Raw genomic sequence first — 22,596 nt, 5'->3', positions numbered from 1 at the left:
TTCCCCAGTGCCAAGGCGAAAGCCGCAGGGGCACCGGTGAAGGTCAATATCGCCAAGGTCGAGCCGGGCCAGCAGATGGTGGCCGAATGGCGCGGCCAACCAGTGTTCATCGTGCGACGAACGCAGGAGATCCTCGACAACCTCAAGAAAATCGCGGGCGACCTGTCTGATCCTGAGTCCAAGGCATCGGTACAGCCTACCTACGTCGACCCGCAGGTTCGTTCCATCAAGCCGGAAATCCTTATCCTGGTCGGGCTCTGCACCCACCTGGGCTGCTCGCCGACCTTCCGCCCGGAAGTCGCACCAGCTGACCTTGGGCCGAAGTGGGTAGGTGGTTATTTCTGCCCTTGCCACGGCTCCCACTACGACCTCGCTGGCCGCGTCTACAAGGCCCAGCCGGCACCTCTCAACCTGCCCGTGCCGCCGCACTCTTACGAGTCGGACGAGATCATCGTCATCGGCGTCGACCAGGAGAACGCATGATGAGCAAGTTCATGGACTGGATTGACGCTCGCTTCCCCGCCACCAAGATGTGGGAAGACCACCTGAGCAAGTATTACGCGCCCAAGAACTTCAACTTCCTGTACTTCTTCGGCTCACTGGCGTTGCTGGTGCTGGTCAACCAGATCGTCACCGGTGTGTGGCTGACCATGAGCTTCACGCCTTCGGCCGAAGAGGCGTTCGCCTCGGTCGAGTACATCATGCGCGACGTGGAGTACGGCTGGATTCTGCGCTACCTGCACTCCACCGGAGCCTCGGCGTTCTTCGTGGTGGTCTACCTGCACATGTTCCGTGGGCTGCTCTACGGCTCGTACCAGAAGCCGCGCGAGCTGGTGTGGCTGTTCGGCATGCTGATCTATCTGGCGCTGATGGCCGAGGCCTTCATGGGCTACCTGCTGCCTTGGGGCCAGATGTCCTACTGGGGTGCCCAGGTGATCATTTCGCTGTTCGGCGCCATTCCGGTGATCGGCGACGACTTGACCCAGTGGATCCGCGGTGACTACCTGATCTCCGGCATCACCCTGAACCGCTTCTTCGCCCTGCATGTGATCGCCTTGCCCATCGTGATTCTGGGCCTGGTGGTGCTGCATATCCTGGCCCTGCACGAAGTGGGCTCGAACAACCCGGATGGCGTGGACATCAAGAAGAAAAAGGACGAGAACGGCATCCCGCTGGACGGCATTCCCTTCCACCCGTACTACACCGTCAAGGATATTGTCGGCGTGGTGGTGTTTCTCTTCGTGTTCTGTGCCGTGGTGTTCTTCTTCCCCGAAATGGGCGGCTACTTCCTGGAAAAACCAAACTTCGAACAGGCCAACGCCTTCAAGACGCCCGAGCACATCGCGCCGGTGTGGTACTTCACGCCGTTCTACGCGATCTTGCGCGCGGTACCCGACAAGCTGCTAGGGGTCATCGCCATGGGGGCGGCGATCGCCGTGCTGTTCGTGCTGCCCTGGCTCGACCGCAGCCCGGTACGCTCGATGCGCTACAAGGGTTGGCTGAGCAAGATCTCCCTGCTGGTGTTCTGTGTGTCCTTCGTCATCCTGGGCGTACTTGGCGTGCTCGCGCCTACGCCGGGGCGGACCCTGCTGTCGCAGGTCTGCACCGTGCTGTATTTCGCCTACTTCCTCCTGATGCCGTTCTACACAAGGATGGAGAAGACCAAACCGGTTCCGGAAAGGGTGACTGGCTGATGAAAAAGCTTATTGCAGTATTTTGCCTGGCAATCATGCCCAGCTTGGCCTTCGCCGCGGGGCAGGGCGTAGCACTGGACAAGGTCGATATCGACCTCACCGACAAGGCCGCCATGCAGGACGGTGCGCGTACCTTCGCCAACTATTGCATGGGGTGCCACAGCGCCAAGTTCCAGCGTTACGAGCGTGTGGCCGACGACCTGGGTATTCCCCACGAGCTGATGCTCGAGAAACTGGTATTCACCGGCGCCAAGATCGGCGACCACATGAAGATCGGCATGCAGGCCGACGACGCCAAAACCTGGTTCGGCGCCGCGCCGCCGGACCTGACGCTGGTCGCCCGGGTGCGTGGCAACGACTGGCTGTACAGTTACCTGCGCAGCTTCTATGAGGACAAGTCGCGCCCTTACGGGGTGAACAACAAGGTGTTCCCGAACGTCGGCATGCCCAATGTGCTGGTTGGGCTGCAAGGCAACCAGGTCATCGGTTGCAAACAGGTGCAGACCGTGGTCGATGGCAAGAAGCAGTACGACCCGCTGACCGGTAGCCCGTTGACCCATGAAGCCTGTGACCAGCTGACCATCGAGCCGAAATCCGGTACCCTGACGCCTGAGCAGTTCGACGAGAAGGTCAAGAACCTAGTGACCTTCCTGGCCTATTCGGCCAACCCGGTCAAACTGGAAAGCCAGCGCATCGGTACCTACGTGTTGCTGTACCTGGCTTTCTTCTTCGTGTTCGCCTACTTGCTCAAGCGCGAATACTGGAAGGACGTGCACTGATCACGCAGTAGTTTCTGGTAGTTGAACGCGCCCTGGGGGCTCCTTCGCGATGGCGAAGGAGCCCCCAGGGCGCGTTTGCATTTGCAGTATTACAAGCATTCCCATGCGAGGAGGAGCTTCATGGGCGCGACCAACAGGTTAGCCTGCTATTCCGACCCCGCTGACCATTATTCTCATCGGGTACGCCTTGTTCTCGCCGAGAAGGGCGTCAGTGTGCAGATCATCGACGTTGCCGCCGATCGCCTGCCACCCAAGCTGATCGAAGTGAACCCCTACGGCAGTGTGCCAACCCTGGTCGACCGAGACTTGGCGTTGTACGAATCGACCGTGGTGATGGAGTACCTCGAGGAGCGCTATCCCCACCCACCGCTGATGCCGGTGTACCCGGTGGCGCGTGGCAATAGCCGCCTGCTGATACACCGCATCCAGCGCGATTGGTGTGCGCTGGCCGACACGCTGCTGGACGTGCGCAGTTCCGCGGCGGCGCGTGACGACGCTCGCAAGGCACTGCGTGAAAGCCTGACCGGCGTCTCCCCGCTGTTCAGGGAGTTCGCGTGCTTCATGAGTGAGGAGCAAAGTCTGGTGGACTGTTGTCTATTACCCATCTTGTGGCGATTGCCGGTGATGGGTATCGAATTGCCACGGCAGGCCAAGCCGCTGCTGGATTACATGGAGCGACAGTTCGCTCGCGAGCCTTTCCAGGCGAGCCTGTCTGCTGCGGAACGTGAAATGAACAAGGTTTAAGGAGTCGGTGATGAAATCCAGTCGCCCCTATTTGCTCAGAGCGCTGTACGAGTGGATCGTCGACAACGATTGCACCCCCCACATGCTGGTCAATGCCGAGTACCCTGCGGTCCAGGTGCCCCAGGGCTTTGCCAGCGATGGCCAGATCGTCCTGAATATTTCCCCTAGTGCCGTGCGTAGCCTGCACATGGACAACGAAGCGGTCAGTTTCGAAGGGCGCTTCGGTGGCGTGGCGCATTCGCTGTATGTGCCGGCAGGTGCCATCCTGGGGATCTATGCACGGGAAAACGGCCAGGGCATGGTCTTCGAGCTGGAGCCGCCGCTGATGGAAGAAGCGCAGGAGCTGGAAGATGAGCGTGGGGAACCGGATGAAGATGGCCCGCCTGAAGGCGGAGGCCAGCCGCCACGCCCCTCGGGCAGGCCGAGCCTCAAAGTTGTGAAGTAACAAAAAAGGCGATCCTTGCGGATCGCCTTTTTCGTGGCCGCCGGCCGAGGGTTACAGCTCTTTGATCGTGCGAACCTGGTCTTTGTTGACACGGGTTGGCTTGCCGTCGAGCTGCTCGAACTCGTAGAAGCCCGATGCGCGGTCGAACTCCGGAGTGTCGGTGGTCTGTAGCTCGCGGCCGTCGTTCAGGGTAATCACGCTCGGGGTGGAGCAGCCTGCCAGGGTGGCGAAGGCGGCGATGGCGAGGGCAGACAGCAAGTGCTTCTTCATGGGGGCTTCCTAACGCTGTGAAGTTGTTGCGGGTATCAGTCGATGTATTCGAACAGCTTGACGATCTTCTGCACGCCAGAGACGCTCTGCACCACGGCGGTGGCCGCATTGGCCTCGCGTTGGGTGACCAGGCCGAGAAGGTAGACGATGCCGTTTTCGGTAATCACTTTGATGCGCGAGCCGGGTACATTGGCGTCACCCAGCATCTGAGCCTTGATCTTGGTGGTCAGCCAGGCGTCGTTGTTGCGCGCCAGGATGGAAGAGGGCTGCATCACCTGCAGCTCGTTGTGTACTTTCTTGACCCGCTGTACCTGGCCGGCGGTCTGCTCGGCGAGGCTCTTGAGGTCGGCGCGCGGGGTTTGCCCGGCGAGCAGCACGATGCCGTTGTAACTGCTGACGACAATGTGCGAGCCGCTGTCCAGGTCGGGGTTGGCCTTGGCCACGTTGACCGCCACCTTGGTCTCGATCAGCGAGTCGTCTATCTTGCTGCCGATGGTGCGGGTGCCGCGATCGTCTTCGATCGGGTTGTCACGGGTCGAGGTCAGTACCGAGCTGCAACCCGAGAGGGTCAGGCACAGGGTCAGGGCCATCAGGCCAAAACGCTTGGGGATCATTCTTCACTCCCGAACAGTTGGCTGTCGATCAGATCGCACAGGCAATGGATCGCCAGCAGGTGGACTTCCTGGATACGCGCAGTGACCGTCGAGGGAACGCGGATTTCCACGTCCTCGGGCAGCAACAGCGAGGCCATGCCGCCGCCATCGCGCCCGGTCAATGCTACGACAATCATTTCGCGATCATGTGCCGCCTGGATCGCCTGGATCACGTTGGCCGAGTTGCCGCTGGTAGAGATCGCCAGCAGTACGTCGCCGGGCTGGCCCAGGGCGCGGATCTGCTTGGAGAACACTTCGTTGTAGCTGTAGTCGTTGGCGATCGAGGTGAGGGTCGAACTGTCGGTGGTCAGTGCAATGGCCGGCAGGCTCGGGCGCTCGCGCTCGAAGCGGTTGAGCAGTTCCGAAGAAAAGTGCTGGGCATCGCCGGCCGAGCCGCCGTTGCCGCAGGCGAGCATCTTGCCCTCGTTGAGCAGGGCGCCGACCATGACCAGGCTGGCCTGCTCAATGTGCGGTGCCAGGGTATCCATCGCTTGCTGCTTGGTGTCGATGCTGGCCTGGAATAGCCGGCGAATTCGGGATTGCATGTCCATCAGGTGTGACCTTAAGTGCGGCGGAGGCCTGCGCGACGCGCGACAGGGGCCAGCCCGCGAAACATAGAGCAATGAAAACGAAATGGGTTCAGCATTCGAAGGCGTTTTTTAGCCATTGAAGCGGTCGGCCTGCGTGTTGGTGGCCTTGTAGGGCGACAACGTCGAAGCGGCAGGGGTGATCGGCCCAGCGGGATTCCTTCTGCAGGAACAGGCTGGCGGCAAGCACCAGGCGTTTCTGCTTGCGCCCATCGACACTGCCGAGGGCGCCACCGAAGTCCGCGTGCAGCCGGTAGCGGACTTCGACGAATACTACTGTATCGGCGTCGAGCATGACCAGATCAAGCTCGCCGCCCTTGCATCGCCAATTACGCGCCAGCAGTTGCAGGCCTTGCCCTCGAAGGTGTTCGAGGGCTTGGTCTTCTGCCGCCTGGCCGGCCGTGCAGGGCGAAGCTTGGAGCATCAGCGCGGGGTGTCCGGCAGGCGCTTGACCTGGCCGCCCGAGAACTCCGCCCAGGGAAGCTGGCGTTCTACGCGCTGGCTGGGGCTCATGGTCAGGCTGCCGGACAGGCCTTCGATACGGTTGTCGGGCAGCGCCTTGAGCTGGCCCAGGCGCGGCGCGAGGCTGTAGGCATCGACACCCATGGCGTACAGGCGGCCCAGGCTGCCGGCAGCTTGCGGCCACTGTTGCACCACCTGCTGGCGCAGGCTGTTGGTGTTGTCCAGCAGCCACGGGGTTTCGCAGAAGCGGATGCCGTTCATGTCGTTGTACTGGTTCACGTCACCGCTGGCGCTGTACAGGTTGGAGGTGGCGTAAACCGGTACGTCGCCGGCGTACTGGAAGTTCAGGGTTGGCTTGATCTGCTGGGCCTGCTGCGGGGTGGCGGCGAGGAAGATGAAGTCGATGTCCTGGCGGCGCGAGGGCTGTGCATCGATATTGCCGCCCACGGTGCTTTGCAGGCTCTTGGCGCGGCCTTCGCTTTGGCGCAACTGGAACAGGTCGGCGATCTGTTGGGCCAGGGCGACTGGCTGGGCGATACGTTCGGCTGCCAGCAGGGTGCCGCCATTGGCTTCCCAGTCCTGACGGAACGCAGCCAGCACGCGGTCACCCCATTCGCCGCTCGGCACCAGGGCCACGGCACGGACCAGGCCGTCGGCACGGGCGCGGCGGGAAACCTCGCGCGCTTCGTCCTCGGCGGCGAGGCCGAACTGGAACAATTGCGGCGGCGCGGTCTGGCCGGCTTCGGCGTAGTTCAGAGCGAGCGTGGTGATGGGCAGTTGCGGATAATCGGCAAGCTTCTTCACCAGGGTTTTTTCCAGCGGGCCGATCACCAGCTGTACGCCGTTGGCCTGGGCCTGGCGGTAGAAGTCATCCAGCGAGGTCAGGCGCGAGCTGTCGAACACCTGCACGGCGGGCGCTTGCTGACCAGACTGCTGGGCCTGGAAGTGGGCAGCCATGAAACCGTCGCGCAGGGCGCGGGCGACACCGGCCAGGGGGCCCTCCTGGGGCAGCAGCAGGGCGATCTTGGTCAACGGCTGGCTAGCCAGGTCCTTGAGTTTCACCAGGGCTTGCGGCAGTTGCTTGGCTGCCGGGTGCTCGGGGTTCTGGTTGCGCCAGGTGTCGATGGCAGCCTGTTGCTGTTCGAGGGTGCCGGCGCTTTTCACGGCCAGGGCCAGGCTGGTCCAGCCGGCCAGGGTCTGGTCGTTGCCAGGCTGGCGCAGTTGCTCGGCTGGCAGCGAGGCGACCAGCGACCAGATCGCATCGTTGTTGGCAGTGGCGGCCTGCTCGCTGAGCAGTGGTGCCAGCAGCACGCGCTGCTGGGCGGCAGCCAGGGCCTGGCCGTCTGCCTCCAGGGCTGCGGCGTGCACGCTGTAGGTGCGCACCTGCTGTTCTGCCGGCAGTTCGCCAAGCCGTTGCAGGCTTGGGTGAGACAGGACGCTCAAGGCTGCCTTGGGCTGGTTGCGGCTCATGGCCAGTTCGGCGGCCAGAGTGCTGGCGAATACCTGCTGGGCCGGCTTGAGCGATTCCAATGGTACCTGCTCGAGGATGCGTGCCGAGCGTGGGTAGTCCTTCTGCTGGAAGGCCATATCGGCGGCGCTCAGGCGCAGCAGCGCGGCGTCTTCGGCGGACTTGCTGGAAGCCGCCTTGTCGAGCAGTTGCTCGATGCTGGCGTCCGGGGTGCGTGGCAGTTCGCCCAGGCTGGATGAGGGCGAGCTGGCGCAGGCTGCCAGCAGGGCAGCGAGACAGAAGGCTGTGAGCAGCCGCAGGCAAGCGATCATGTAAGGGTCCTGTTACTCGATCAAGTTGGTCGGCAATTGTACCCAAGCGCTGGCTGGGGCGCGATCTTGCTGACGCGCAACCTTCACTATAGGTCGCTGTCCGGGTGTGGCTGGTGAAGTTGTTTGCGCCTTGTTGCGGGCGCTCGGGCTACAATGACGCCTTTGATCGGCAAGGCAGGTGTGTGCAGTGACAGATGTTGCAGGGGCTTCGAAATCCGCTGTGGGGACGCTCTATGTCGTCGCCACGCCCATCGGCAATCTCGATGACATGAGCGCTCGTGCGCTCAAGGTACTGGCCGATGTGGCCTTGATCGCCGCCGAGGACACCCGGCACTCGGTGCGCCTGCTGCAACATTTCGGCATCGACACGCCGTTGGCCGCGTGCCACGAGCACAATGAGCGTGACGAGGGTGGACGTTTCATTACCCGGTTGCTGGCGGGTGATGATGTGGCGCTGGTGTCCGACGCGGGCACGCCATTGATCTCCGACCCCGGCTACCACCTGGTGCGCCAGGCACGCGCTGCGGGAGTCAAGGTAGTCCCGGTGCCGGGTGCGTGCGCCCTGATCGCTGCGTTGTCCGCTGCTGGGCTGCCCTCGGACCGTTTCATCTTCGAGGGCTTCCTGCCGGCCAAGAGCGCCGGGCGCAAGGCGCGTCTGGAGCAGGTTCGCGAAGAACCGCGGACCCTGATCTTCTATGAGGCGCCACACCGTATCCTCGAATGCCTGGAAGACATGGAGGCGGTGTTCGGCGGGGAGCGGCCTGCGCTGCTGGCGCGGGAACTGACCAAGACCTTCGAGACCCTGAAGGGCTTGCCGCTGGCCGAGTTGCGCGCATTCGTCGCGGCCGATGCCAACCAGCAGCGTGGCGAATGCGTGGTATTGGTGTCAGGTTGGAGTGCACCGCAGGATGAGCAGGCGATCAGTGCCGAGGCGCAGCGTGTGCTCGACCTGCTGCTGGCCGAGTTGCCGCTCAAGCGGGCGGCGGCGTTGGCTGCGCAGATTACCGGTGTGCGCAAGAACCTGTTGTACCAGGCGGCCCTGGATAAACAGCAGAATCAGTGATGACCCAGGGGCATCCAGTGAGTTCGTGCTTGTTCTTGGGCGCCTGTGCCGTTAACCTTGGCGGCGGAGAGTCGATTGGACAGTCGCTGCCTTCTTTTGTTCCGCAAAGGAAGGGGGAGGAAAGTCCGGGCTCCATAGGGCAGAGTGCCAGGTAATGCCTGGGAGGCGTGAGCCTACGGAAAGTGCCACAGAAAACAACCGCCTAAGCACCTCGGTGCCGGTAAGGGTGAAAAGGTGCGGTAAGAGCGCACCGCACGACTGGCAACAGTTCGTGGCTAGGTAAACCCCACTCGGAGCAAGACCAAATAGGGTTCCATACGGCGTGGCCCGCGTCGGAACCGGGTAGGTTGCTAAAGGCGTCCAGTGATGGCCGTCGTAGAGGAATGACTGTCCTCGACAGAACCCGGCTTACAGATCGACTCTCCACCTTTCCCCTCCCTGCTTTTCGATAGCAGATCGCAATTTGTAAGATCAAAAAATTCTTACTCTTAATAAGTCACTTTAAGTGTGATCACTATCCGCTTGAGTGCGTTTGACTTTTCCCTCGTTTTTCCTTCTTGGGTAATCCTTCCGCCTTCTTTTGTTGCGCTAAATCTCGGTCCTGTAAGGGTTTTCCTTATGAACGTGCCTTGACGGTGTGGCGGGCGGATTCCTATAGTGTGCGCAAGTGGCAGAAAGTGGGATGAAGTGGGTTTTCTGACACAAAAAACCGAAAAATGTGGGAGTCGCAGCCGTGTTCCGCGGAGCCAACGCCGTCAGCCTCGATGCCAAGGGCAGACTCGCCATGCCGAGTCGGTACCGCGACGAGCTCGATTCGCGTAGCAACGGCCAGCTGATCGTGACCATCGACGCTGTCGACCCCTGCTTGTGTGTCTACCCGCTCGATGAGTGGGAACAGATAGAAGCCAAGTTGCGTGCGCTGCCGTCCTTGCGTGAAGAGAACCGCCGCCTGCAGCGCCTGTTGATCGGCAACGCGGTAGACCTGGAGCTCGATGGCAGCGGGCGCTTCCTGGTTCCGCCCCGTTTGCGCGAATACGCCAAGCTCGACAAGAAAGCGATGCTGGTGGGGCAACTGAACAAATTTCAGCTGTGGGATGAAGATGCCTGGAACGTGGTTTCGGCAGCCGACCTTGCAGCTATTCAACAACCGGGCGCCATGCCCGATGAACTGCGTGACCTGATCCTGTGACGATAGATAGCGGCTTCAACCACATCACCGTGCTGCTCGACGAAGCTGTCGAGGCATTGGCCCTGCGCGCCGACGGTTGCTATCTGGACGGTACCTTCGGGCGTGGCGGTCACAGCCGGCTGATCCTCAGCAAGCTCGGGCCGCAAGGGCGGTTGCTGGGGTTCGACAAGGATCCACAGGCGATTGCCACCGGGCAAGCGCTGGCGGCCGAAGACGGCCGCTTTGTCATTGTGCAGCGCAGCTTTGCCGAAATGGGCGACGAAGCTCGCGCGCGCGAGCTGCATGGCAAGGTCGCTGGCGTGTTGCTGGACCTCGGCGTTTCCTCGCCGCAGCTCGACGACCCGGAGCGTGGCTTCAGCTTTCTCAACGACGGCCCGCTGGATATGCGCATGAACCCCGCCAAGGGTGTGAGCGCTGCCGAGTTCATCGCCAGCGCCCCGGAAGAGGAAATCGCCCGGGTCTTCAAGGAGTACGGCGAAGAGCGTTTCGCCAAGCGCATGGCCCGTGCCGTGGTGCAGCGCCGTGAGCAGCAGCCATTCACCCGCACTGGCGACCTGGCCGAGGTGCTCAAGGTGGCCAATCCAGCCTGGGAAAAGGGCAAGAACCCAGCCACCCGTGCCTTCCAGGGCCTGCGTATCCATGTGAACAACGAGCTTGGCGACCTTGAGGCTGGCCTGGAGGCTGCTTTGGATGCGCTCGAGGTCGGGGGGCGCCTGGTGGTCATCAGCTTCCATTCCCTCGAAGACCGCATCGTCAAGTTGTTCATGCGCAAGCTGGCCAAGGGCGAGGCAAACAATCTGCCACGCAACCTGCCCGTCCAGCACAAGGTCTTCGAGCCGAAGATCCGCCTTGTCGGCAAAGCGCAATTCGCCTCTGAAGAAGAGCTCAAAGCCAACCCGCGGGCGCGCAGCGCCGTCATGCGGGTGGCGGAGAAGTTGCGGTGAGCCGCTTGTTCGCCAAGCCTCTTCCAGGCGGGAGCTTCCTGATGCTCCTGCTGTTCGTGGGTGTCCTGGGCTCGGCGATTGCCGTGTCCTACAGCGCCCATTGGAACCGTCAGTTGCTCAATACCCTTTATGGAGAGCTCAACGAGCGTGACAAGGCGCAGGCCGAGTGGGGTCGCCTGATCCTCGAGCAGAGCACCTGGACCGCCCACAGCCGCATCGAGAACCTGGCCACTGGCCAGTTGCAAATGCGCGTGCCGAATGCCGATGAAGTGCGGATGGTGGCGCCATGATGAAGCTCGAAGGCGCTCTCTACCCCTGGCGCTTCCGGCTGGTGATTGGCCTGCTGGTCCTGATGGTCGGCGCCATTTGCTGGCGCATCATCGACCTGCAGGTGGTAGACCGCGACTTCCTCAAGGGCCAGGGCGATGCCCGCAGCCTGCGACACATCCCCATTCCTGCGCACCGTGGCCTGATCACCGACCGCAACGGCGAACCCCTGGCCGTGAGTACGCCGGTCACCACCCTGTGGGCCAACCCCAAGGAAATGCAGGCCTACAAGGACCGCTGGCCGCAGCTGGCCGCAGTGCTCGGGCAGGACGCGCAGCAACTGAGCGAGCGTCTGACCCAGCAGGCCAGCAAGGAATTCATCTACCTGGTCCGTGGCCTCACGCCGGAGCAGGGCCAGCAAGTGCTCGACCTCAAGGTGCCAGGCGTCTACGGGCTCGAGGAATTCCGCCGCTTCTACCCGGCAGGCGACGTGACCGCACACATGGTCGGTTTCACCGACCTGGACGACCATGGCCGCGAAGGTGTCGAACTGGCCTATGACGAATGGCTCGCCGGGGTGCCCGGCAAGCGTCAGGTCATCAAGGACCGGCGTGGTCGGCTGATCAAGGACATCCAGGTCACCAAGAACGCCAAGGCCGGCAAGGCCTTGGCGTTGTCCATCGACCTGCGCCTGCAGTACCTGGCCACCCGCGAACTGCGCAACGCTATCGCCGAGCAGGACGCCAAGGCTGGCAGCCTGGTGATCATGGACGTCAAGACCGGCGAAGTGCTGGCCATGGTCAACCAGCCCACCTACAACCCGAACAACCGCCGCAGCATGTTCCCGGCCGCCATGCGTAACCGGGCGATCATCGATGTGTTCGAGCCGGGCTCCACGGTCAAGCCGCTATCGATGAGCGCTGCCCTGCAAAGCGGGCGCTGGAAGCCTACCGACAAGGTCGAGGTGTATCCCGGCAGCCTGCAGATTGGCCGCTACACCATCAAGGACGTGTCCAAGAGCGAAGGTCCGGTCCTCGACCTGACCGGCATCCTGATCAACTCCAGTAACGTGGGCATGAGCAAGATCGCCTTCGATATCGGCGGGGAGGCCATCTACCGCGTCATGTCGCAGCTGGGCCTGGGGCAATACACCGGCCTGGGCTTCCCGGGCGAGCGTGTGGGCAACCTGCCAAACCACCGCGAATGGCGCAAGGCCGAGACCGCCACGCTGTCTTATGGCTACGGCGTCTCGGTGACCGCGTTGCAACTGGTGCATGCCTACGCGGCGCTGGCCAACGACGGCAAGATGGTGCCGCTGTCGATCCTCAAGCTCGACAAGGCCCCGGAAGCCACCCAGGTGGTGCCGAAGGAAACCGCAGAAACCATCCAGGAAATGCTGCAACAGGTGATCGAGGCGCCGCGCGGCGTGTTCCGTGCCCAGGTGCCGTTCTATCACGTGGCCGGCAAGTCGGGTACTGCGCGCAAGGCCACGGTCGGCTCCAAGGGCTACACCGAGAACGCCTACCGCTCGCTGTTCGCCGGCTTCGGCCCGATGAGCGACCCGCGCTACGCGGTCGTCGTGGTCATCGACGAGCCGGGCAAGGGCGGTTACTTCGGCGGCCTGGTTTCGGCCCCGGTATTCAGCAAGGTCATGTCCGGCACCCTGCGCCTGATGAACGTGCCGCCTGACAACCTGCCGGCCCCGACCGAACAGCAAGCCGTCAATGCGGCGCCCGCCAAAGGAGGGCGTGGTTGATGACAATGCCATTGAGCAAGCTTTTCGCCCAGGCCAGCCGCGATCCGCTGATTCGCGAGCTGACCCTCGACAGCCGCCAGGTGCGCCAGGGCGACCTGTTCCTCGCCGTGCCGGGCGCCAAGGTCGATGGCCGCGATCACATCGCCGACGCGCTCGCCCGTGGTGCAGCCGCCGTGGCCTATGAAGAGCAGGGCGCCAGCGTGCTGCCGCTCACCGACGTGCCGCTGATTCCGGTGCGCGGGCTGATCGGCCAGCTGTCGCAGATCGCCGGGCGCTTCTATGGCGAGCCGAGTCGTCAGTTGAACCTGGTGGGCGTCACCGGCACCAACGGCAAGACCAGCGTCACCCAGCTGGTGGCCCAGGCGCTCGACCTGCTGGGCCAGCGTTGTGGCCTGATCGGCACCCTGGGGACTGGTTTTCATGGCGACCTGCAGAGCGGGCGCTTGACTACGCCCGACCCGATCGCAGTGCAGTCGACCCTCTACGATCTGAAGAAAGCGGGCGCCAAGGCCGTGGCCATGGAGGTTTCCTCCCACGCCTTGGAGCAAGGTCGTGTTGCGGCCCTTGAGTTCGACATCGCGGTGATGACCAACCTGTCGCGCGATCACCTCGACTACCACGGCAGCATGGAGGCCTACGAGGCTGCCAAGGCCAAGTTGTTCGCCTGGCCGAGCCTGCGTTGCCAGGTGGTCAACCTGGATGACGATTTCGGTCGTCGCCTGGCCGCCGACTTTGCCCGTCGCCCGGCCACCGAGCATGTGGAAACCCGGCTGCTCAGCTACAGCCTCGAGAACCCTGGTGCTTCTCTTTTCTGTCGTGAGGCGCAGTTCTCCGACGATGGCGTACGCGCCACGCTGGTGACCGCCCAGGGCGAGCGAACCTTGCGCAGCCAGCTGCTCGGTCGCTTCAATTTGAGCAATGTGCTCGCGGCGGTGGCCACGCTGCTGGCGCTTGACTATGCGCTGGATGAAATCCTTGAAGTAACCCCGCAACTGCAAGGCCCGGCTGGCCGCATGCAGCGCCTGGGTGGCGGCGACAAGCCGCTGGTGGTGGTCGACTACGCCCACACCCCGGACGCGCTGGAAAAAGTGCTCGAAGCCCTGCGCCCGCACGCCCACGGCAAACTGTTGTGCCTGTTCGGTTGTGGCGGCGACCGTGATCGCGGCAAGCGCCCACTGATGGCCGAAGTGGCCGAGCGCCTGGCCGATCGCGTGCTGGTCACCGACGACAACCCGCGTACCGAAGATCCGCAGTGCATCTTCGACGACATTCGGCCTGGTTTCGCCAAACCTGCCGAGGTGGCCTTTGTCGCCGGTCGTGGCGAGGCCATTGCCCAACTTATCGCCAGTGCCGCTGCCGATGACGTCATCGTGCTGGCAGGCAAGGGGCACGAGGATTACCAGGAGATCAACGGCCAACGCCATGATTTCTCCGATTTGACCGAAGCCGAAAAGGCGCTATCAGCCTGGGAGGCTCCACATGCTTAAGCCCATGACACTCAGCCAGCTGACCACGGCACTGGGTGCACGCCATGTCGGGGCCGACGCCTCGTTCAGCGGTGTCAGCATCGACAGCCGCAGCGTGGGGGCCGGGCAGTTGTTCGTTGCCTTGGCCGGGCCGCGTTTTGATGGGCACGACTACCTGGCGGACGTAAAGGCCAAAGGGGCGGTTGCGGCCTTGGTCGAGCGCGAAGTCGACGGTGTCGACCTGCCGCAGCTGGTCGTCGCCGATAGCCGCCTGGCCCTGGGTCAGCTCGGCGCGCTCAACCGTGCCGCGTACGACAAGCCGGTCGCGGCCATTACCGGTTCCAGCGGCAAGACCACGGTCAAGGAGCTGCTCGCCAGCATCCTGCGTACCCGTGGCCCGGTCCTGGCCACGCGCGGCAACCTGAACAACGACCTCGGTGCGCCCCTGACGCTGCTGGAGATTTCCTCCGAGCACAGTGCAGCGGTGATCGAGCTCGGGGCCTCGCGCATCGGCGAAATTCGCTACACCGTCGGCCTGACCAAGCCGCAGGTGGTCATTTTGAACAATGCCGGCACTGCCCACGTGGGCGAGTTCGGCGGCCCGGAAAAGATCGTCGAGGCCAAGGGGGAAATCCTCGAAGGCCTGGGTGAGGGCGGTGTCGCCGTGCTCAACCTGGACGACAAGGCCTTCGCCATCTGGCGCAAGCGCGCAGGCGCGCACGAAGTGCTGAGCTTCGCCCTGGCCAACGCCCAGGCCGACTTCCATGCCAGCGATATCGGCCGCGACGCCCGGGGTTGCCCATCTTTCACCCTGCACGGGCCCAATGGCAGCGTGCCGGTTCAACTGAACCTGCTGGGTACTCATAACGTTGCCAACGCCCTGGCCGCTGCCGCCGCCGCCCATGCCCTGGGTGTGAGCCTGCCGGGCATTGCTGCAGGCCTCGGCGCGGTGCAGCCGGTCAAGGGCCGGGCAGTGGCGCAACTGGCGCCGAACGGCGTGCGGGTGATCGACGATACCTACAACGCAAATCCCACCTCGATGTGCGCAGCCATTGATATACTCGCCGGCTTTTCCGGGCGCACCCTCCTGGTGCTCGGGGATATCGGCGAACTCGGCCAATGGGCCGAGGAAGGCCATCGCCAGGTGGGCGAGTACGCGCGGGGCAAGGTAGACGCCCTGTATGCGACAGGCACCAACATGGCACATGCGGTCAAGGCGTTCGGTGCCAATGGCCAGCATTTCGCAACTCAAGCCGAGCTTATCGATGCTGTTCGCGTCGAAAGCACCGGCGACACCACTATCTTGATCAAGGGCTCGCGCAGTGCTGCGATGGAAAACGTCGTGGTCGCGCTGTGCGGCGCCAGCGGGGAGAAACATTAATGCTGCTGCTGTTGGCTGAGTACCTGCAACAGTTCTACAAGGGCTTCGCGGTCTTCCAGTACCTGTCCCTGCGCGGGATCCTGGGAGTGCTGACCGCGTTGTCCCTGGCCTTGTGGCTGGGCCCGTGGATGATCCGTACCCTGCAGATCCGCCAGATCGGCCAGGCCGTGCGTAACGACGGCCCGCAATCGCACCTGTCCAAGTCCGGCACGCCGACCATGGGTGGCGCGCTGATCCTCTCTGCCATCGGTATCAGCACCTTGCTATGGGCCGACCTGTCCAACCGCTACGTGTGGGTGGTGCTGATCGTTACCCTGCTGTTCGGTGCGATCGGGTGGGTGGACGACTACCGCAAGGTCATCGAGAAGAACTCCCGTGGCCTGCCGAGCCGCTGGAAGTATTTCTGGCAGTCGGTGTTCGGCCTGGGCGCCGCGGTCTTCCTTTACATGACGGCGCCAACCAGCGTCGAAACCACGCTGATCGTGCCATTCCTCAAGGACTTCACCATTCCGCTGGGCGCAGGCTTCATCGTGCTCACCTACTTCGTCATCGTCGGCTCCAGCAACGCGGTAAACCTCACCGATGGCCTCGACGGCCTGGCGATCATGCCGACGGTGATGGTCGGCGGTGCCCTGGGCATCTTCTGCTACCTGTCGGGTAACGTGAAATTCGCCGAATACCTGTTGATTCCCTACGTTCCGGGCTCGGGCGAGCTGATCGTGTTCTGCGGTGCACTGATCGGCGCCGGCCTTGGCTTCCTGTGGTTCAACACCTACCCGGCCCAGGTATTCATGGGCGATGTCGGTGCGCTGGCCCTGGGGGCGGCGCTGGGCACCATCGCGGTCATCGTCCGCCAGGAAATCGTGCTGTTCATCATGGGCGGCATCTTCGTGGTGGAAACCCTGTCGGTGGTGATCCAGGTGGCGTCGTTCAAGCTCACCGGCAAGCGCGTGTTCCGCATGGCACCGATTCATCACCACTTTGAACTCAAGGGCTGGCCCGAGCCGCGTGTGATCGTCCGTTTCTGGATCATCACCGTGATTCTCGTGCTGATCGGCCTTGCCACCCTGAAGCTGAGGTAAACGAGCGTGTCACTGATCGCTTCCGACCAATTCCGCATCGTTGTCGGCCTCGGCAAGAGCGGCATGTCCCTGGTTCGCTTCCTGGCGAGCCGGGGCATTGCCTTTGCGGTCGCCGACACCCGCGAGCAGCCGCCGGAACTGGAAACCCTGCGCCGTGAATACCCGCAGGTGGAAGTGCGTTGTGGCGAACTCGACCCAGAGTTCCTGTGCCGCGCCAACGAGCTGTATGTCAGCCCTGGCCTGGCACTGGCCACCCCGGCCTTGCAGCAGGCGGCCGCGCGTGGCGTGAAGCTGTCCGGCGACATCGACCTGTTCGCCCGCTATGCCAAGGCACCGATCGTGGCCATCAGCGGCTCCAATGCCAAGAGCACCGTGACCACCCTGGTGGGCGAGATGGCCGCCAAGGCCGGCAAGCGCGTGGCCGTGGGCGGCAACCTCGGCACGCCTGCACTGGACCTGCTGGATGATGCGGTCGAGCTGTACGTGATGGAACTGTCGAGTTTCCAGCTCGAGACCACCGACCAGCTCAATGCTGAAGTGGCCACCGTGCTGAACATCAGCGAAGACCACATGGACCGCTACAGCGGCCTGCCGGCCTATCACCTGGCCAAGCACCGCATCTTCCGTGGTGCACGCCAGGTGGTGGTGAACCGCCAGGACGCGTTGAGCCGACCCTTGCCGGTAGAAGGCCGTCCGTGCTGGACCTTCGGCCTCAACAGCCCTGATTTCAAGGCCTTTGGCCTGCGTGAAGTGGATGGCGAGAAGTACCTGGCGTACGAGTTCCAGGCCCTCATGCCGGTGCGCGAACTGAAGATTCGTGGCGCCCATAACTACAGCAACGCCCTGGCTGCGCTGGCCCTGGGCCACGCCGTTGGCCTGCCGTTCGAGCCGATGCTCGAGGCCCTGCGTGAATTCGCAGGCCTTGCCCATCGCTGCCAGTGGGTCCGCGAGCGAAATGGCGTCAACTGGTATGACGATTCCAAGGCCACCAATGTCGGTGCAGCCTTGGCTGCCATCGAAGGCCTGGGTGCCGATATCGACGGCAAGCTGGTGCTGATCGCCGGCGGCGATGGCAAGGGCGCCGATTTCGCGGCCTTGCGCCAGCCGGTGGCCGAACACTGCCGCGCAGTGGTGCTACTGGGGCGTGATGCCGAACGCCTGGCCGAGACCCTTGGCAATGCCGCGGCGCTGGTGCGGGTCAAGACCCTCGAAGAGGCCGTGCAACGTTGCGCGGAACTTGCCCAGCCCGGGGACGCCGTGCTGCTGTCGCCTGCCTGCGCCAGCCTCGACATGTTCAAGAGCTTCGAAGAGCGCGGGCGCCTGTTCGCCCAGGCAGCGGGAGGGTTGGCATGATCTTCGACATCATCAAGCCATACCCGTCGCCGCTGATCAGTGGCCGTGGCATCGACCTCGACTTCCCGCTGCTCGTCGGCTGCCTCGCGCTGCTTGGCCTGGGCCTGGTGATGATCACCTCGGCCTCTTCGGAAGTGGCCGCCGTGCAGTCCGGCAACCCGCTGTACCACATGACTCGCCACCTGATCTACGTGGCGCTGGGCCTGGGGGCTTGCATCGTCACCATGATGGTGCCGATCGCCACCTGGCAGCGCATGGGCTTCATGCTGCTGATCGGCGCATTTGCCCTGTTGGTACTGGTGCTGGTGCCGGGTATCGGCCGCGAAGTGAACGGTTCGATGCGTTGGATCGGCTTCAGCTTCTTCAACGTCCAGCCCTCGGAAATCGCCAAGGTGTTCGTGGTGATCTACCTGGCCGGCTACCTGGTACGTCGCCAGACCGAAGTGCGCGAGAGCTGGATGGGCTTCTTCAAGCCCTTCATCGTGCTGCTGCCAATGGCCGGTCTGTTGCTGATGGAGCCGGACTTCGGCGCTACCGTGGTCATGATGGGGGCCGCAGCCGCCATGCTGTTCCTGGGTGGCGTCGGCCTGTTCCGCTTCAGCCTGATGGTGGCGCTGGCGGTGGTCGCGGTGTTCGTGCTGGTGCAGGCGCAACCCTACCGGATGGCGCGACTGATCACCTTCACCGACCCTTGGTCGGACCAGTTCGGTTCCGGCTACCAACTGACCCAGGCGCTGATCGCCTTCGGTCGTGGCGAATGGCTGGGCGTGGGCCTGGGCAACAGTGTGCAGAAGCAGTTCTACCTGCCTGAAGCGCACACCGACTTCGTGTTCTCGGTGCTGGCCGAGGAGCTGGGCGTGATCGGTTCGTTGTGCACCGTGGCGCTGTTCATGTTCGTCACCATTCGAGCGCTGTACATCGGCCTTTGGGCCGAGAAGGCCAAGCAATTCTTCGCGGCCTACATGGCCTTTGGCCTGGCCTTCCTGTGGATCGGCCAGTTCCTCATCAATATCGGGGTGAACGTCGGCCTGCTGCCGACCAAGGGCCTGACCCTGCCATTCCTCAGCTACGGCGGCAGTTCTCTGGTGATCTGCTGTGCCTGTGTGGGGCTGTTGCTCAGAATCGAATGGGAGAGCCGCACGCACCTGGGCAGCGAGGAACACGAATTCAACGAGAGTGATTTTGCCGAGGAGCCCCATCATGGCCGCTGACGGCAAGAACATCCTGATCATGGCAGGCGGCACCGGGGGCCACGTGTTCCCGGCCCTGGCCTGCGCCCGCGAGTTCCAGGCCCGTGGCTACAGCGTGCACTGGCTTGGCACCCCGCGTGGCATCGAGAACGAACTGGTGCCTCAGGCCGGGCTGCCACTGCACCTGATCCAGGTCACCGGGCTGCGCGGCAAGGGCAAGCTGTCGCTGCTCAAGGCGCCGTTCACCTTGGTCAAGGCCGTGCTACAGGCGCGGCGCATCATTCGCCAACTCAAGCCGGTATGCGTACTGGGCTTCGGCGGCTATGTCACCGGCCCCGGCGGCGTTGCCGCGCGCCTGTGCGGCGTACCGCTGGTGATCCATGAGCAGAACGCCCGCGCAGGTACCGCCAATCGCCTGCTGGTGCCGCTGGCGGCGCGAGTCTGCGAAGCTTTCCCCGACACCTTCGCGACCAGCGACAAGCGGCGTACCACCGGCAACCCGGTGCGCCCGGAGCTGTTCCTGGAGGCTGCGCGCGCGCCCCTGGCCGAGCGCCGTGCACGGCTTTTGGTGCTCGGCGGTAGCCTGGGTGCGGAACCATTGAACAAATTGCTGCCTAAGGCCCTGTCCGAGGTGCCTGCCGACCTGCGACCGGAAGTTTTCCACCAGGCCGGCAAGCAGCATGCGCCGATCACCGCCGAGCGTTATCGCGAGGCCGGGATCGAGGCTCAGGTAGAGCCCTTCATCAAAGACATGGCCCACGCCTATGGCTGGGCCGACATGGTGGTGTGCCGGGCCGGCGCCCTGACCGTCAGCGAACTCGCGGCGGCGGGCCTGCCCTCGATGCTGGTGCCCTTGCCCCATGCCATCGACGACCACCAGACCCACAACGCCCAATATCTGGCTCGCGAAGGTGCCGCCTTCCTGATGCCACAAGCGACAACTGGCGCAGCGCAACTCGCTGAACGCCTGAACGAGGTGCTGATGCAACCCGAGAAACTCAACACCATGGCCGGCACCGCACGCCGCCTGGCCAAGCCTGCTGCAACCAGCACCGTGGTCGATATCTGCCTGGAGGTGGCCCATGGTTGAAAGCCAGAAAGCCATGCCTCACCCAAAGATGGGCCGTATTCGTCGCATCCACTTCGTCGGTATCGGCGGCGTGGGCATGTGCGGCATCGCCGAAGTGCTGCTGAACCTGGGCTATGAAGTGTCCGGTTCCGACCTCAAGGCTTCGCCGGTCACCCAGCGCCTCGAATCCTTCGGTGCCGAGATCTTCATCGGCCATCGTGCCGAGAACGCCGCCAACGCCGACGTGCTGGTGGTGTCCAGTGCCATCAACCCGGCCAACCCGGAAGTCGCCACCGCCCTGGAGCGCCGCATCCCGGTGGTACCGCGTGCCGAAATGCTGGCTGAGCTGATGCGCTACCGCCATGGCATCGCCGTGGCCGGTACCCATGGCAAGACCACCACCACCAGCCTGCTGGCGTCGGTGTTCGCCGCCGGTGGCCTGGACCCGACCTTCGTCATCGGTGGCCGCCTGACTGCCGCCGGCACCAATGCCCAGCTCGGCACCAGCCGCTACCTGATCGCCGAAGCCGACGAGAGCGATGCCAGCTTCCTGCACCTTCAGCCGATGGTCGCCGTGGTCACCAACATCGACGCCGACCACATGGCGACCTACGAGGGCGACTTCAACAAACTGAAGAAAACCTTCGTCGAGTTCTTGCACAACCTGCCGTTCTACGGCCTGGCGGTGATGTGCCTGGACGACCCGGTGGTGCGCGAGATCCTGCCGCAGGTCCAGCGCCAGACCGTCACCTACGGTTTCAGCGAAGAGGCTGACATCCGCGCCATCAATGTGCGCCAGCAAGGCATGCAGACCCACTTCACCGTGCTGCGCCGCGACTGCGAGCCGCTTGAGGTGTCGGTGAACATGCCGGGCAACCACAACGTGCTCAACGCCCTGGCCACTATCGCCATTGCCACCGACGAGGGCATCACCGACGAAGCTATCGTCCAGGGCCTGTCCGGCTTCCAGGGCGTGGGTCGACGCTTCCAGGTATATGGCGAGCTGCCGGTAGAGGGCGGCAGCGTGATGCTGGTGGACGACTATGGCCACCACCCAACCGAAGTCGCGGCGGTCATCAAGGCCGTGCGTGGTGGTTGGCCGAGCCGTCGCCTGGTCATCGTCTACCAGCCGCACCGCTACAGCCGTACCCGTGACCTGTACGACGATTTCGTCCAGGTGCTTGGCGATGCCAACGTACTGCTGCTGATGGAAGTCTACCCGGCCGGCGAAGAGCCGATTCCCGGCGCCGACAGCCGCCAGCTGTGCCACAGCATCCGCCAGCGCGGCAAGCTGGACCCGATCTACATCGAACGTGGCGCGGAGCTTGCGCCATTGGTCAAGCCGCTGCTGCGTGCCGGCGACATCCTGCTTTGCCAGGGTGCCGGCGATGTCGGTGGCCTGGCCCCGCAGTTGATGAAAAGCCCGTTGTTCGCTGGCGCCGTCGCCAAGCAGGAGAAACCGCTGTGACTATCGCCTACGACAAGCTGCACTCGACCCTCGACCCGAAAGCCTTCGGTCGTGTCGCCGTGCTCTATGGCGGCAAGAGCGCCGAGCGCGAGGTGTCGCTGAAATCCGGCGCGGCGGTGATCGAAGCGCTGACCTCGGCGGGTGTCGACGTGCTGCCGATCGATGTGGGTGACGACCTGCTGGACATTCTGCAACGCGAAACCATCGACCGCGCCTTCATCATTCTTCACGGCCGTGGTGGCGAAGACGGCAGCATGCAAGGCCTGCTCGAGTGCCTGGGCATTCCCTACACCGGCAGCGGCATCCTCGCTTCGGCCCTGGCCATGGACAAGCTGCGCACCAAGCAGGTGTGGAAAAGCCTGGGTATCCCCACGCCGCACCACGCCGTGCTGGCCAGCGAGCACGATTGCGTCGAGGCCGCCAAGGAACTGGGCTTCCCGCTGATCGTCAAACCGGCCCATGAAGGTTCGAGCATCGGCATGGCCAAGGTGAACAACGCCGAAGAACTGGTCGCAGCCTGGAAAGACGCTGCCCGCTACGATTCGCAGGTGCTGGTCGAGCAGTGGATCCACGGTCCGGAGTTCACCATCGCCGTGCTGCGTGGCCAGGTGCTGCCGCCGATCGCGCTGGGCACCCCGCACGTGTTCTACGACTACGACGCCAAGTACATCGCCAACGATACCCAGTACCGCATTCCGTGCGGGCTGAGTGCCGAAAAGGAGCAGGAACTGATCGACCTGACCGCGCGTGCCTGCGATGCCGTTGGCATCGAAGGCTGGGGGCGTCTGGATGTCATGCAGGACGAGCAGGGGCGTTTCTGGCTGCTCGAAGTCAACACCGCACCCGGCATGACCGACCATAGCCTGGTGCCCATGGCGGCCCGAGCGGCGGGCCTGGACTTCCAGCAACTGGTGCTGGCGATCCTGGCTGCCAGTGTCGAGACGCGAGGTTAATA

At 63.6% G+C, this 22,596-nt stretch carries 23 protein-coding genes and 1 other RNA gene; 19 read left to right on the top strand and 5 right to left on the bottom strand.

All coding sequences use genetic code 11. The annotated features are described in order from the left end of the window. The 5 genes from petA to RAC97_RS12995 form a co-directional block, all read left to right on the top strand. On the top strand, positions 1-483 hold a 483-nt coding region (gene petA, locus RAC97_RS13015), incomplete at its 5' end, for a ubiquinol-cytochrome c reductase iron-sulfur subunit (RefSeq protein ID WP_379671492.1). Next, positions 483-1,694, top strand: a complete 1,212-nt coding sequence (locus RAC97_RS13010) for a cytochrome bc complex cytochrome b subunit (protein ID WP_375101118.1) — start codon at positions 483-485, stop codon at positions 1,692-1,694. The genes petA and RAC97_RS13010, both read left to right, overlap by 1 nt. After that, a complete protein-coding gene (locus RAC97_RS13005; protein ID WP_375101119.1) occupies positions 1,694-2,473 on the top strand; it encodes a cytochrome c1 in 780 nt (259 codons plus the stop codon). The genes RAC97_RS13010 and RAC97_RS13005 overlap by 1 nt, the downstream gene beginning before the upstream one ends. A 120-nt stretch (positions 2,474-2,593) precedes the next feature. Beyond that, on the top strand, positions 2,594-3,217 hold the full coding sequence (locus tag RAC97_RS13000) for a glutathione S-transferase N-terminal domain-containing protein (protein ID WP_375101120.1): 624 nt from the start codon (positions 2,594-2,596) through the stop codon (positions 3,215-3,217). Positions 3,218-3,227: 10 nt separating this feature from the next. Further along, positions 3,228-3,662, top strand: coding sequence for a ClpXP protease specificity-enhancing factor (locus tag RAC97_RS12995; RefSeq protein WP_375101121.1), 435 nt, complete (start codon positions 3,228-3,230; stop codon positions 3,660-3,662). A gap of 51 nt (positions 3,663-3,713) precedes the next feature. On the opposite strand, the gene RAC97_RS12990 is transcribed toward RAC97_RS12995, so the two are convergent. The 5 genes from RAC97_RS12990 to RAC97_RS12970 form a co-directional block, all read right to left on the bottom strand. Beyond that, entirely contained in the window at positions 3,714-3,932 is a 219-nt protein-coding gene (locus RAC97_RS12990) for a YgdI/YgdR family lipoprotein (protein ID WP_375101122.1), read from the bottom strand. A gap of 35 nt (positions 3,933-3,967) precedes the next feature. Next, positions 3,968-4,546, bottom strand: coding sequence for a BON domain-containing protein (locus RAC97_RS12985; protein ID WP_375101123.1), 579 nt, complete (start codon positions 4,544-4,546; stop codon positions 3,968-3,970). Next, the gene (locus RAC97_RS12980; RefSeq protein WP_375101124.1) at positions 4,543-5,136 is read right to left on the bottom strand and encodes a phosphoheptose isomerase; all 594 of its coding nucleotides are present in this window, start codon (positions 5,134-5,136) and stop codon (positions 4,543-4,545) included. Before RAC97_RS12980 ends, RAC97_RS12985 begins: the two co-directional genes overlap by 4 nt. A gap of 88 nt (positions 5,137-5,224) precedes the next feature. After that, positions 5,225-5,596 carry a YraN family protein gene (locus tag RAC97_RS12975; RefSeq protein WP_375101125.1) on the bottom strand — a complete coding sequence of 124 codons (372 nt, stop codon included), beginning with the start codon at positions 5,594-5,596 and terminating at the stop codon, positions 5,225-5,227. Further along, entirely contained in the window at positions 5,596-7,413 is a 1,818-nt protein-coding gene (locus tag RAC97_RS12970) for a penicillin-binding protein activator (protein ID WP_375101126.1), read from the bottom strand. The genes RAC97_RS12975 and RAC97_RS12970 overlap by 1 nt, the downstream gene beginning before the upstream one ends. A 187-nt stretch (positions 7,414-7,600) precedes the next feature. Between RAC97_RS12970 and rsmI the strand changes: the two genes are divergently transcribed. The 14 genes from rsmI (at position 7,601) to RAC97_RS12900 (ending at position 22,594) form a co-directional block, all read left to right on the top strand. Beyond that, positions 7,601-8,476 (top strand): 16S rRNA (cytidine(1402)-2'-O)-methyltransferase, encoded by an 876-nt coding sequence (gene rsmI, locus RAC97_RS12965; RefSeq protein WP_375101127.1) that lies wholly within the window; start codon positions 7,601-7,603, stop codon positions 8,474-8,476. Between the two features lie 67 nt (positions 8,477-8,543). Continuing rightward, an RNA gene (rnpB, locus tag RAC97_RS12960) (RNase P RNA component class A) lies at positions 8,544-8,903 on the top strand. A gap of 306 nt (positions 8,904-9,209) precedes the next feature. After that, positions 9,210-9,665 (top strand): division/cell wall cluster transcriptional repressor MraZ, encoded by a 456-nt coding sequence (gene mraZ / locus RAC97_RS12955; protein WP_375101128.1) that lies wholly within the window; start codon positions 9,210-9,212, stop codon positions 9,663-9,665. Further along, positions 9,662-10,609 carry a 16S rRNA (cytosine(1402)-N(4))-methyltransferase RsmH gene (gene rsmH, locus RAC97_RS12950; protein ID WP_375101129.1) on the top strand — a complete coding sequence of 316 codons (948 nt, stop codon included), beginning with the start codon at positions 9,662-9,664 and terminating at the stop codon, positions 10,607-10,609. The genes mraZ and rsmH overlap by 4 nt, the downstream gene beginning before the upstream one ends. Beyond that, complete coding sequence (ftsL, locus tag RAC97_RS12945) at positions 10,606-10,899, top strand: cell division protein FtsL (protein ID WP_375101130.1); 294 nt, start codon at positions 10,606-10,608, stop codon at positions 10,897-10,899. The genes rsmH and ftsL overlap by 4 nt, the downstream gene beginning before the upstream one ends. Then, positions 10,899-12,632, top strand: coding sequence for a peptidoglycan D,D-transpeptidase FtsI family protein (locus RAC97_RS12940; protein ID WP_375101189.1), 1,734 nt, complete (start codon positions 10,899-10,901; stop codon positions 12,630-12,632). The genes ftsL and RAC97_RS12940 overlap by 1 nt, the downstream gene beginning before the upstream one ends. Beyond that, positions 12,632-14,119, top strand: coding sequence for a UDP-N-acetylmuramoyl-L-alanyl-D-glutamate--2,6-diaminopimelate ligase (gene murE, locus RAC97_RS12935; RefSeq protein WP_375101131.1), 1,488 nt, complete (start codon positions 12,632-12,634; stop codon positions 14,117-14,119). Before RAC97_RS12940 ends, murE begins: the two co-directional genes overlap by 1 nt. Continuing rightward, complete coding sequence (murF, locus tag RAC97_RS12930) at positions 14,112-15,479, top strand: UDP-N-acetylmuramoyl-tripeptide--D-alanyl-D-alanine ligase (protein WP_375101132.1); 1,368 nt, start codon at positions 14,112-14,114, stop codon at positions 15,477-15,479. The genes murE and murF overlap by 8 nt, the downstream gene beginning before the upstream one ends. Beyond that, a complete protein-coding gene (gene mraY, locus RAC97_RS12925) occupies positions 15,479-16,561 on the top strand; it encodes a phospho-N-acetylmuramoyl-pentapeptide-transferase (protein ID WP_375101133.1) in 1,083 nt (360 codons plus the stop codon). Before murF ends, mraY begins: the two co-directional genes overlap by 1 nt. A 6-nt stretch (positions 16,562-16,567) precedes the next feature. Further along, positions 16,568-17,914 (top strand): UDP-N-acetylmuramoyl-L-alanine--D-glutamate ligase, encoded by a 1,347-nt coding sequence (murD, locus tag RAC97_RS12920; protein ID WP_375101134.1) that lies wholly within the window; start codon positions 16,568-16,570, stop codon positions 17,912-17,914. Further along, positions 17,911-19,125 carry a putative lipid II flippase FtsW gene (gene ftsW / locus RAC97_RS12915; protein WP_375101135.1) on the top strand — a complete coding sequence of 405 codons (1,215 nt, stop codon included), beginning with the start codon at positions 17,911-17,913 and terminating at the stop codon, positions 19,123-19,125. Before murD ends, ftsW begins: the two co-directional genes overlap by 4 nt. Further along, on the top strand, positions 19,115-20,194 hold the full coding sequence (murG, locus tag RAC97_RS12910) for an undecaprenyldiphospho-muramoylpentapeptide beta-N-acetylglucosaminyltransferase (RefSeq protein WP_375101136.1): 1,080 nt from the start codon (positions 19,115-19,117) through the stop codon (positions 20,192-20,194). Before ftsW ends, murG begins: the two co-directional genes overlap by 11 nt. Further along, positions 20,187-21,641 (top strand): UDP-N-acetylmuramate--L-alanine ligase, encoded by a 1,455-nt coding sequence (gene murC / locus RAC97_RS12905; RefSeq protein WP_375101137.1) that lies wholly within the window; start codon positions 20,187-20,189, stop codon positions 21,639-21,641. The genes murG and murC overlap by 8 nt, the downstream gene beginning before the upstream one ends. Continuing rightward, positions 21,638-22,594, top strand: coding sequence for a D-alanine--D-alanine ligase (locus RAC97_RS12900; protein WP_375101138.1), 957 nt, complete (start codon positions 21,638-21,640; stop codon positions 22,592-22,594). The genes murC and RAC97_RS12900 overlap by 4 nt, the downstream gene beginning before the upstream one ends. Positions 22,595-22,596: the final 2 nt, after the last annotated feature.

This window comes from Pseudomonas sp. LS_2 (assembly GCF_042709235.1).
Classification (GTDB): domain Bacteria; phylum Pseudomonadota; class Gammaproteobacteria; order Pseudomonadales; family Pseudomonadaceae; genus Aquipseudomonas.
Note: the sequence above shows the minus strand (reverse complement) of the source record. Positions and strands in the feature narration are given on the sequence as shown.